At 73.2% G+C, this 11,093-nt stretch carries 10 protein-coding genes; 6 read left to right on the top strand and 4 right to left on the bottom strand.

Annotated features, from left to right (window positions below; all coding sequences use genetic code 11):
• On the bottom strand, window positions 1-824 hold an 824-nt coding region (locus EAD98_RS05695; RefSeq protein WP_121653020.1), incomplete at its 3' end, for a zinc-binding dehydrogenase.
• The gene (locus EAD98_RS05690; RefSeq protein ID WP_121653019.1) at window positions 817-1,827 is read right to left on the bottom strand and encodes a Gfo/Idh/MocA family protein; all 1,011 of its coding nucleotides are present in this window, start codon (window positions 1,825-1,827) and stop codon (window positions 817-819) included. The genes EAD98_RS05695 and EAD98_RS05690, both read right to left, overlap by 8 nt.
• Before the next feature lie 192 nt (window positions 1,828-2,019).
• Here EAD98_RS05690 and EAD98_RS05685 point away from each other — a divergent pair, with 192 nt between their 5' ends.
• From EAD98_RS05685 to ctaD, 5 genes are all read left to right on the top strand, one after another.
• Window positions 2,020-3,036 carry a glucosyl-3-phosphoglycerate synthase gene (locus EAD98_RS05685; protein ID WP_121653018.1) on the top strand — a complete coding sequence of 339 codons (1,017 nt, stop codon included), beginning with the start codon at window positions 2,020-2,022 and terminating at the stop codon, window positions 3,034-3,036.
• A 49-nt stretch (window positions 3,037-3,085) separates the two neighbouring features.
• Window positions 3,086-4,243 (top strand): glycosyltransferase, encoded by a 1,158-nt coding sequence (locus EAD98_RS05680; RefSeq protein WP_121653017.1) that lies wholly within the window; start codon window positions 3,086-3,088, stop codon window positions 4,241-4,243.
• Window positions 4,244-4,328: 85 nt separating this feature from the next.
• Entirely contained in the window at window positions 4,329-4,787 is a 459-nt protein-coding gene (locus EAD98_RS05675; protein ID WP_121653016.1) for a DUF4383 domain-containing protein, read from the top strand.
• A gap of 143 nt (window positions 4,788-4,930) precedes the next feature.
• A complete protein-coding gene (locus EAD98_RS05670; protein WP_121653015.1) occupies window positions 4,931-5,659 on the top strand; it encodes an ATP-binding protein in 729 nt (242 codons plus the stop codon).
• Between the two features lie 116 nt (window positions 5,660-5,775).
• Complete coding sequence (gene ctaD, locus EAD98_RS05665) at window positions 5,776-7,767, top strand: cytochrome c oxidase subunit I (RefSeq protein ID WP_121653014.1); 1,992 nt, start codon at window positions 5,776-5,778, stop codon at window positions 7,765-7,767.
• Window positions 7,768-7,838: 71 nt separating this feature from the next.
• Here ctaD and EAD98_RS05660 read toward each other — a convergent pair whose 3' ends face one another.
• Together EAD98_RS05660 and EAD98_RS05655 are read right to left on the bottom strand one after the other, a co-directional pair.
• Window positions 7,839-8,975 carry a SigB/SigF/SigG family RNA polymerase sigma factor gene (locus EAD98_RS05660; RefSeq protein WP_121653013.1) on the bottom strand — a complete coding sequence of 379 codons (1,137 nt, stop codon included), beginning with the start codon at window positions 8,973-8,975 and terminating at the stop codon, window positions 7,839-7,841.
• Window positions 8,976-9,198: 223 nt separating this feature from the next.
• Window positions 9,199-10,611 (bottom strand): hypothetical protein, encoded by a 1,413-nt coding sequence (locus EAD98_RS05655; protein WP_121653024.1) that lies wholly within the window; start codon window positions 10,609-10,611, stop codon window positions 9,199-9,201.
• A gap of 245 nt (window positions 10,612-10,856) precedes the next feature.
• Between EAD98_RS05655 and EAD98_RS05650 the strand changes: the two genes are divergently transcribed.
• Complete coding sequence (locus EAD98_RS05650; protein ID WP_121653012.1) at window positions 10,857-11,087, top strand: CDGSH iron-sulfur domain-containing protein; 231 nt, start codon at window positions 10,857-10,859, stop codon at window positions 11,085-11,087.
• The last annotated feature ends 6 nt before the right edge of the window (window positions 11,088-11,093 follow it).

Raw genomic sequence — 11,093 nt, 5'->3', positions numbered from 1 at the left:
GCGCGGCGCTGGTAGAAGGCGAGGTCGATCACCGTGCCCTGCGGCCGCAGCAGCCGCAGCGCGAGCTGCAACGCCCACGGCTGCCCGCGGCACTGGAACACCACGTCGGCGCCCCGGTCGCCGGCGGTGTGCGCCCAGCGGGTCTTGAGCACCGCCGCCGGGTCGTCCGAGCCCGGGTCGAGGGTTTCCAGGCCGAGGGCCTCGGCGACCTGCCGGCGCTGCGGGGTGGGGTCGAGCACCACCACCGAGGCGGCGCCGTGCCGCCGGGCGAACAGCGCGGTCAGCAGCGCCACCACGCCGGCGCCGACCACCGCGACCCGCCGGCCGCGCACCCCGTCGCCGAGCGAGCGGACGCCGGCGCCGTGCAGGTCGGCGGCGGCGTGCAGCAGGCCGTTGGCGCAGATCGGACCCATGTGCGCGACGTAGACGCCGAGCAGCGGGTCCAGGTCGTCGGGGAGCGGAACGAACCGTTCGGCGACCGGGTCGGCAAGCCAGCCGGTGCGGTGCCCGTACGTCATCGCGCCCACCGCGCCCACCGCGACCGCCGGGGTGTCGCTCTCCACCACCCGGCCGACCTGCATGTAACCCAGCCGCGTCACCGGGTACGGGGTGCTCGCCTCCCCCGGCTGGAACAGCCCCAGGTCGGCGTTCCACGTGACGTGCAGGTACGGGTTGGTGCCCTTGACGTAGCTCAGCTCGGTGCCGGCGGAGACGCCGCTGAACAGCGTCTCGACCCGGAAGGTGCCGGGGCGCAGCGGGGCGGCGTCCTGCTCGACCAGCTCCACCCGGCCGGGGGCGGAGACCACGACGACCCGGTCACGCATCGACGGTCACCCCGGTGGCGAGCACCGTCGGTCCGACGGGGGTGGTGAGCCGCACGGTCTCGCCGGTGCGGGCCGAGTCGGCCACCGCGAGGGCCAGTCGCTGGGTGCCCAGCGCCTCGGCGTACGGAACGCGCACGTCGTCGCCGACGCCACGCACCGCGTCGATGAAGGCGCGGTCGACCGCCACCCGGGCGGCCTCCGGATCGGCCGGCACGTGCCGTTCACCGTCGGCGTCGCGGATCAGCAGGCCGTCCTCGCTGATCGACAGAGCCAGCCTGTCCGCGAGAATTTCCAGCCCGGCCCGGTGCTTCCAGCCCAGCACGCAGGCCGCGCTGAGGGTGCCGACCGCGCCGCCGGCGAAGCGCAGCGTGGCGGTTGTCACCGAGTCGATGTCGGCGCCGTCCACCGGCGGCGGTGTGCCGTTGCCGTACGCGGTGACCTCGGTGACCTCGCCGACCAGCGCCCGCATCAGGTCGAGCACGTGCGCGGCCTGCTCGACGACCGGGCCGCCGGAGCGGTCCCGCCGCGACCACCAGGCCACCGGCGGCACCTTGTCCAGCCAGGAGCCGCTGACCATCCGCACCGGACGGTCGCCGAGCAGCTCACGGGCCTGGTCGAGCACGCTCAGGTAACGCCAGTGGTGCCCGACGGCGGTACGCAGCCCGCGCCGGGCGATCAGGTCGGCGATCCGCTCGGCGGTGACCAGGTCGACCGCGACGGGTTTCTCCACGAACATCGGCACACCGGCGTCGATCACCGCCTCCTCGGCCGGGCCGTGCGCGAACGGCGGCACGCAGACGTACACGGCGTCCGGGCCGGCGGCCAGCAGCTCGGCGACGTCGGCGCAGGCCCGTCCGCCGTGCTGCGCGACCAGCGCCGACGCCGCCTCCGGCGCCACGTCGGTGACGCCGACAAGCTCGACGTCATCGAACCCGGCCAGCACGCGGGCGTGCCGCTGTGCCACTCCGCCGGCGCCGACCAGACCCACCCGGCATCCACGCATTCGAAATTCCCTTCGAGAAGGTTTCATCTCCGCCGGGAGCAGTCCCCTGGGGTGGGCGCAATCAAACGTTCATGCCCCGGGAACGCGCCGGGGCCACCCTGTGATCAAGCTGTTTCCCTGGAAGCGGTTAGCGCATGGTGCGGAATGGGAACAACCAAACTCGGTTTTCCGCCAGGATTCGGAGGGGTGCCCGTGCGGGATACGACATCGAGCGTGTCACCGGTGGTGGAGGCGTGGGCCACGTACCGGACCACGTCGGCGGCGGACTGGCCGGCGCGCCGGCTGCTACGCGCCAAGGGAGAGAGCCGGGTCAGCGTGGTGCTGCCGGCGCGTAACGAGGAGGCCACGGTCGGTGCGATCGTGGCGACCATCCGGGAACACCTGATGGATCGGGTCGCGCTGGTCGACGAGCTGATCGTGGTGGACTCGCGGTCGACCGACCGCACGGCGCGGGTGGCCCGGGCCGCCGGCGCGGAGGTGGTCAGCCAGGACGAGATGACCCGGGGGCTGCCCCGGCTCGCCGGCAAGGGCGACGCGCTCTGGGCCGGCCTGGCCGCCGCCGAGGGGGACGTGGTGGCGTTCATCGACGCCGACCTGCGGGAGTTCCGGCCGCACTTCGTGAGCGGACTGCTCGGCCCCCTGCTGACTGACCCGTCGGTCGATTTCGTGAAGGGTTTCTACCACCGGCCCCTGGTCGGCACCGCCAGCGTGGAGCAGGACGGCGGCGGCCGGGTGACCGAGTTGATGGCGCGACCGCTGCTCAACCTCTTCTGGCCCGAACTGGCCGGCTTCGTGCAGCCGCTCGCCGGCGAGTACGCCGGCCGGCGGGAGGTGCTGGCCCAGGTGCCGTTCGTCTCCGGGTACGGAGTGGAGACGGCGATGCTGATCGACCTGCTCGAAATGGTGGGTCTGGACGCGTTGGCGCAGGTCGACCTCGGTGAACGTAAGCACCGGCACCAGGACACCGCGGCGCTCGGCCGGATGTCCGCACAGATCATGCTGACCGCCTGGTCGCGGTTGCAACGGCGGGGCTGGGCGAGCCCCGGCATGGCACCGGAGGCGCTGCTGACCCAGTTCCGCCGTGGCGGGTCCGACACGCTGCCGAACCTCGACCGCGAGATCGTCGTCAGCGACGTGTCCATCGAGGAGCGCCCGCCGCTGGCCGAGCTGCGTCACCGGGTGCCCCGTCGACGGGTGGCCGCGGCGTGAGGACGCGGGCGACCGCCCCGGGTGCCGTCGCACGAAAGGGCCGGGTCCGATGAGTCTCACCGTGCTGATGAACGCCGGCCCGTGGCTGTCCGTGCCACCACCGGGCTACGGGGGCATCGAGAACGTGATCGCCACGCTGGTGCCGGAGCTGCGGCGACTCGGCGTACGCGTGGTGCTCGCCTCGGTGGAGAGCAGCACCCTGACGGTGGACGAGAAGGTGTCGGTCTTTCCCGACGGGCAGTTCGCCGCGCTTCAGCGGCCGTACAACCAGGTCTGCGGGATCGCGCAGGCGCACCTGGCCGGGGTGGTGCGCGAGCTGCACGCCCGCGACGACATCGACCTGGTGCACGATCATGTGGAGGCGGTCGGGCTGGCCACCCTCGCCGCGATGGGGCCGAGCGGCCCGCCGACCCTGCACACCCTGCACTGGGACCTGGCCAAACACCCCGCGCTCTACGGCAGCCTGGACGGCGGCGAGCGGGTCCGCGTCAACGGTGTGTCCGCGTCCCAGCTGGCCCGGGCTCCGCGGGCGCTGCGGGAGCACTCGGTGGGGCACGTGCACCTGTCCACCCCGCTTGCCGTGGACGCCGACCGGCGGTCCCGCCCGGAGAAGGGCGAGCACCTGCTCATCCTCGGCCGGATCAACCCGGGCAAGGGACAGGACGTGGGCGCCCGCCTCGCCCATCGGGTCGGTTTCCCGCTGGTGCTGGCCGGGCCCGTCGGCCCGTACCACCGGCCGGCCGATCTGGCCGCGGCCGGCGACGAGGCCCGGCAGAACCCGGACGTGCGGTTCTTCCTCGACGAGGTGGCGCCCCACGTCGACGGTGACCTGGTCCGCTGGGTCGGCACCGTGGCCGGTCAGGAGCGTGACGACCTGCTCGCCAGCGCCCGCGCGTCGCTGTTCCCGCTGCGCTGGGAGGAGCCCGGCGGCACGGCGGTGGTCGAGTCGCTCGCCCTGGGCACGCCGGTGGTGGCGACGGCCCGGGGGTGCCTGCCGGAGCTGATCGAGCACGGCCGCACGGGGCTGCTCACCACCGACGAGGAGGAGTTGGGTGAGTTGGTGCTGGCCGCCGAGCTGCTCGACGCCGACGAGTGCCGGCGGGTGGCCGCGCAGCGATTCACCCCGGCGGTGATGGCTCAGCGGTACGTCGAGCTGTATCAGCGGGTCCGCCAGCTCGCCGGCGCGCCACGGCTGCAACCGGTCTGACCGCCCGTCCCCGCCGCCGGGTTTGCCGTCGGCGGCGACGGGTAGCCCGCAGCGCTCATGCCCGCCGCGCAGCGAGGAGCCGGTGATGGTCGGACCGATGGCGCACTCCCGGGCCCGGCACAATCCGGCCGACGGCAAGCCGCCGGTACGCCGCGCCGCCGGGACGGTGGCGGTGCTGTTCCTGCTGATCGGCGTGCTCGGTTTCGTGCCGGGGATCACCAGCGGCACGGCCGATCTCCGGTTCGCCGGTCACGGCTCGGGCGCGTACCTGTTCGGGGTGTTCCAGGTGTCGGTGCTGCACAACCTGGTGCACCTGCTGTTCGGGGTGGCCGGCCTGGCGCTGGCTCGGACGGTCAGCGGCGCCCGGACGTTCCTCATCGGCGGCGGCGCCGTCTACCTGGTGCTGTGGCTCTACGGCCTCGCGGTGGACCACGACACCGGGGCGAACGTGCTGCCAGTCAACGACGCCGACGACTGGCTGCACCTCGGCCTCGGTGTCGGCATGATCGCGCTGGGCGTGCTGACCGGCCGCGCCCGTCCCTGACCGGCCACACCACCCGTGACCTGCCCCGCCACACCGTGACCTGCCTCGCCCGGCCCGTAGGTCCGGTTTGACCGGGCTGCGCCTCGGGTAGTTCGCAGATCCGGACACAGCAGATACCGACACATCAGCGAAGTGAGGGCGTCATGTCCAGCCGGATCACCTGGGAGGTCTGCGACACCGCGCCGGTGGCGGTCGTCCGGCTCCGCGGTGCGCTGGACCTGGGCACTATGCGATCGGTGCACCGCGTGCTGGACGAGGCGCTGGCCGCTCAACCGGATGCGCTGGTGGTCGACCTCACCGAGGTCACCGTCCGGGACCGGCTGGCGCTGTCCGTCTTCGCCGCGACGGCCCGGCGGGCCGCCGAGTGGCCGGCCGTGCCGGTGGTGCTCTGCGCCCCACCGCCGGACGCCGAACGGTGGCTGGCCGAGTCGACCACGTGCCGGGTCGTCCCGGTGTCGCGGGACTGCGCGGAGGCGACCCGGGTGGCCGGCGCGGCCGCCCCGCCGCGGCTACAGGCGCGGCTGGAGCCGGTCGCCGAGGCCTGCCGGCGGGCTCGTGAGCTGGTCGTCGACGCGTGCGCGCGGTGGAACCTCCCCGATGCCGCCGGCCCGGCCGCGCTGGTGCTCAGCGAGCTGGTCGGCAACGTGGTCCGGCACGCCGGCACGCCGATGCAGGTGACGGTGACCCTGCGTCGGCCGTACCTGCACCTGGCGGTGGTGGACGGCAGCCAGGCGGCGGCGCGGCCGGCTGCGGCGGATCTGCGCGCCGAGGGTGGGCGCGGGTTGCTGCTGGTCCGGGAGCTGGCCCAGCGGTGGGGCAGCGTGCCGGCCGGCCAGGGTAAGGCGGTGTGGGCGATGGTGCCGGCAACCTGAGCGTTCCGGCCACCCTCGGGCTATCTGACTGAAATTACCGCTCTGCCCTGGTTTTATGGTCAGAGGGTCGGGTAGGCACACCCGTCCTTTCTGTCACAACGGCGGGGTGAGCAGCCATGCCCAAGCGGGTAACCACGGAACCCAGTCGCGATCGAGGCCCGGCGATCCTGGCACCGGCCCGCTTCGGGGGCTTCCCCGGACCACTGCGGACGCCGGTCCCCGGCAACTCGTTGATCAAGTTCCTCGCGACGACCGACCACAAGCAGATCGGTGTGCTCTACCTGCTCACCTCGTTCGGCTTCTTCCTGCTGGCCGGGCTGCAGGCGATGGTGATGCGGGGCGAGCTGGCCCGTCCCGGGCTGCAGTTCCTCTCCTCGGAGCAGTACAACCAGCTGTTCACCTCACACGGCGCGGTGATGCTGCTGCTGTTCGCCACGCCCGCGGCGTTCGGGTTCGCCAACTTCATCGTGCCGATCCAGATCGGCGCGCCGGACGTGTCGTTCCCCCGCCTCAACGCGCTGGCCTACTGGCTGTACCTGTTCGGCGGGCTGATGGTGGTCGGCGGGTTCCTGACGCCCGGCGGCTCGGCCGACTTCGGCTGGACCGCGTACAGCCCGTTGAGCAGCGCCGAGCACTCCCCCGGCGTCGGCGCGAACATGTGGGTCGTCGGCCTGGTCGTCTCCGGGCTGGGCACCATCCTCGGCGCGGTCAACCTGATCACCACGATCCTGACCCTGCGCGCGCCCGGGATGACCATGTTCCGGATGCCGATCTTCACGTGGAACATGCTGTTCACCAGCCTGTTGGTGATCCTGGTCTTCCCGCTGCTGGCCGCCGCGCTGCTGGCGCTGTCGGCCGACCGGCTGCTCAACGCGCACGTGTTCGACCCCGCGACCGGCGGGCCGATGCTCTGGCAGCACCTGTTCTGGTTCTTCGGCCACCCCGAGGTCTACATCATCGCGCTGCCGTTCTTCGGCATCATCAGCGAGGTCATCCCGGTCTTCGCCCGCAAGCCGCTCTTCGGCTACACCGGGATCGTGCTGGCCACCGCCGCGATCACCTTCCTGTCGATGACCGTCTGGGCGCACCACATGTTCGCCACCGGCCAGGTGCTGCTGCCGTTCTTCAGCATCCTGAGCTACCTGATCGCGGTGCCGACCGGCGTGAAGTTCTTCAACTGGATCGGCACCATGTGGAAGGGACAGCTCACCTTCGAGACGCCGATGCTGTTCTCCATCGGTTTCCTGGTCACCTTCCTGCTCGGCGGACTCACCGGGGTGCTGCTGGCCAGTCCGCCGGCGGACTGGCACACCCACGACACCTACTTCGTGGTGGCGCACTTCCACTACGTGGTCTTCGGCACGGTGGTCTTCGCCCTGTTCGCCGGCTACTACTTCTGGTGGCCGAAGATGACCGGACGGCTACTCGACGACCGGCTCGGCAAGGCGCACTTCTGGACCATGTTCATCGGCTTCCACGGCACCTTCCTGGTGCACCACTGGCTGGGCAACGAGGGGATGCCCCGCCGGTACGCCGACTACCTGCCGACCGACGGCTTCACCACGCTGAACACGATCTCCAGCATCTTCGCGTTCATCCTCGGCCTGTCCACGCTGTTCTTCATATACAACGCCTGGAAGTCCTGGCGGTACGGGGCGATGGTGACCGTCGACGACCCGTGGGGCTTCGGCAACTCTCTCGAATGGGCCACCACCTGCCCGCCGCCGCTGCGCAACTTCGACCGGATGCCCCGGATCCGCTCCGAGCGCCCCGCGTTCGACCTGAAGTACGGCCCGCTCGTCGCGGACCTGGGCCGGGACCTGCCACAGCGCACGACCAAGCCGCCGCAGCACTTCACCGAGGAGCTGCGCGTGGAGCACCACGTCCCGGAGTCGCCCGCCGCCGAGGGCGCGCACGGCGCCCGCGACGCGACCGAGTTCCAGCCGGCGCCGCAGTCCGGCGCCCGGCCCGTGGAGGTGCCGGAGCCCGAGGGCGTCCGCCGGCCGAGCTTCGAGCAGAGCGACGCGCCTCAGGACAGCGAAGACGCGCCGAAGCCGCACGAGCGCTGGCGGCACCCGCACAGCGACCAGGACCCCGAGGAACGCTGACCAGCAGGACGCGCTGACGAGGGCCGACACCCGTGGGTGTCGGCCCTCGTCGCGTACGGTGGCGGGCCGCGCTACTCCCGTGCGGGCGCCAGGCCGGCGGCGGTGAGCGAGCGGCGTACCGCGGGTTGGACCCGGGTCAGCCGCAGCGGCACCCCGGTCCGGGCGGCCGCGTCCCGCCCGGCCATCAACGCGGCGATCCCACCGGCGTCGAAGCCGCCCGCGCCGACCAGGTCGACGACCACCTCGCTCGGCTGGCCGGTGACCGCCTCCAGCATCGCCCTGCGCAGCTGGTCCGCGCCGTCCCGGTCGACCTCGCCGCCGACCTCGACGACCACCCGGTCGCCGTTCTGCTTCACCGAGATCCGGGTCTTGCCCGGGTCCGGCTCGGCCGCGCCGTTCTGCCACGGCGGCGGCGCGTCGGCGAGCATCGCCTGCCGCAGCCAGGTCAGTGCCCGCGACAGCAGCCGGGAGACGTGCATCTGCGAGATGCCGAACCGGGCGGCGATCTCCGCCTGGGTCTGGTTGCCGTAGAAGCGCATGGCCAGGATCCGCCGCTCCCGCCAGGGCAGGCGGTGCAGCAGGCCGCTCACGGTCACCCGGTCGTCGACCGATTCCAGCGCGTTGTCCGATTCGCCGACCAGGTCACCGAACTCCGCGGAGCTCTCCCCGCCCACCGGGGCGTTGAGCGAGGCGGGGCTGTAACCGGCCGCCGACTCCAGCGCGGCGAGGATCTCCTCCTCGGGCGTCTCCAGTCGTTTGGACAGCTCCGCGACGGTGGGCGCCCGGGACAGCTCACTGGTCAGCGCGGCGGTGGCCTGGCCGACCTCCAGGATCAGGTCGCGGAGCCGGCGGGGCACGTGCACACCCCAGGTACGGTCCCGGAAATGCCGCTTGATCTCGCCCACGATGGTGATCGCGGCGTACGCGGTGAACGAGCCCCGTTCCGGGTCATACCGGTCGACGGCGTTGACCAGCCCGAGGCGGGCCACCTGCTCCAGGTCCTCCAGCGGCTCCCCGCGCCCCCGGTACCGGCGGGCCAGGCGGCCGGCGAACGGCAGCGCGAAGCGGACCAGGTCGTCCCGTGCCTCCTGCCGCCGCTCCGGCGGCAGCCCCTCGATCCGGGCCGCGTACGCCAGCGCTGCCGCGTCGAGGTCCTCCAGACCGCGATCGGTGGGTGGTGGTGTGGTCGTGCTCGTCTGTCCGAACATCCGCGCCTCCCTCAGGAAGGTCCCCCGCCCGGATCGGGAAACCGGTCGTGCGCGTGGTCGAGCCACGCACCGGGCCGGAAAAGTGGGTCAGTGACTGGGATGCCAGCGGGCGACAACGCCTTTGCGCAGCGCAATCAGGCCGTCGCAGTCAGCGATGTTCCCGCTCCGTAGGTACTCAATCACGGGACCCCGGGTTCGCGAGGATGTTTCGGCGTGCTCCGCCTCAGGAGACCAGCAACCCCTGGTGGCCGCCGCTGTCCCGGAGCACGGAGAGCGCCTCGACGGCCCCCATCGGGGGCGGCGTCGGCAGGTCGTACGGCTGGGCGCGGAGCACCTCGGTGGCCCGGCGCGTGGGCACCGAGGTGACCGGGTAACCCCGGGCGGCGGTCCGGTCCAACGCCCGACGACGCCGGCCGAACCCGGCCACGGCCAGCCACTGCGGCAGCCCGGCCAGGGCGGGCGAACGCACCCCGGGTGGCTCGGGCAGCACGTCCACCGAGCTGAACGTCTCGCTGCCGGCCAGCCACCACTCGGCCTCGTCGACGCTGCGCCGGGTGGCGTTCTCGCACCAGTACGGCACCAGCCCCGCGCGCACCACCTGCCACGGATCGAGCAACCGGCCGCACTCCACCACCAACCGGTCACCGGTCTTGCCGGCGCGGCGCATCCAGTGCCGGTACAGGTCGGCCACCGCTGCGCTCAGCGCGGCGGGCCGGGGCACCAGCACCCGGTGCAGGGGGTGCTCCCGGCGGGCCGCCCAGTCCCGGGCGGCCAGTTCGAAGCCCGAGTCCACGCCGTGCTCGGCGGCGCCGGAGGGGACGGACATCTCCGGCGGCTCCCACCGGGCGGCGTCCCCGCCGACGGAGCGCAGCACCTGCCGCAGCGCGTGGCTGTCCGGGTGGAAGTCCACCGGGTCCAGCCCGCTGGCCGGGCAGCCGACCTGGAAGCTGTGCCCCGGGCCGCGCTCCAGCACCGGCCACGTCCGCGCGTCGCGCACCAGCAGCACCGGAGCGCCGGTGGTCAGCCGGTCGGCCAGGAACTGCGTGTACGCCGCCGGCAGCGCCCGCCACCGGGCGGCCAGCGACACGGTCACCCCGGTCAGCGGGCCACGACTGGCGGGGCAGTGCACCTGGCGAAGATGCACGTCGGGGTTGCCGGCGAGCAGTCGACCGGCGAGCTCCGCGCCGTGCTCCAGCGCCGCCCCCGGGCGGTCCACCGCGCCACCGGTCCAGTGCACGGACATGTCGAATCCGGCCGGCAGCCACGGCACCCCGAGTGCCACCGCGAGGTGGGCCGCCGCGCCGTGCGGGGAGCCGATCAGCACACCGGGGTAGCGCTGGCGGGGGTACTGGTCGACGAACCAGCGGGCGACCCGCCCGGCGTCCACCTCGTCGATCTGGGCCATGGTGAGCGCGACCCGGCCGGCGGCCCGGCTGACCGCGGCGCGGCGGACCGGCTCCGGGGCGCCGGGGAACCGCGACACCGGCCCGGCGTTCCCCAGGTCGGCGCAGTCCAGGCCACGCAGCGCCCGGGCGGTGGCGGCGACCAGCACCCGGGCGGGACTGCCCACGGCCACGACCCGGTCACCGGCCAGACCGGCGCCATCGGCCGTGAGCCCCTTGTGCACCTTGTGCACCGGCCCCACCTTGCCTCGTTCGCTCACCACGCGGCCCGGCTTCCCGTCCCGATGGGGTTCAAACGGGGCATCACCCACCCGGCGACACCAATCCGCTGGTCGGCGGGGGTCGCCGGTCATCACCGGCGTTCGACGACGGATCCGCCGCGGGCGGCGGGAGCGGGTCGCCGGGGGCGAACCGGCCAGGGCAGCAGCGGTACGGCGGCTCGGGTTTCGCCGGGGCCAGGGCGGGCACTTCCGGGCTCATGCGCACCGAGGACACGAGCGAGCCCGCCGCCGCCACGATCACGCCGTACCAGGACGGACCGCTGCTGGTCCGCGGCGACTTCGCCCTGGTCACCCCGGACGGCGAGCGGATCGACGCCCGCCGGGGCACGGTGGCGCTGTGCCGGTGCGGCAAGTCGGCGCTCAAGCCGTTCTGCGACGGCACCCACAAGATGGTCGACTTCCGCGCGGGCACCGCCCGGGAGGGGTGACCGCCG

Origin of the sequence: Micromonospora sp. CV4 (assembly GCF_003667455.1) — a bacterium.
Lineage (GTDB): Bacteria > Actinomycetota > Actinomycetes > Mycobacteriales > Micromonosporaceae > Micromonospora.
This window is presented reverse-complemented; position numbering and strand designations above follow the sequence as displayed.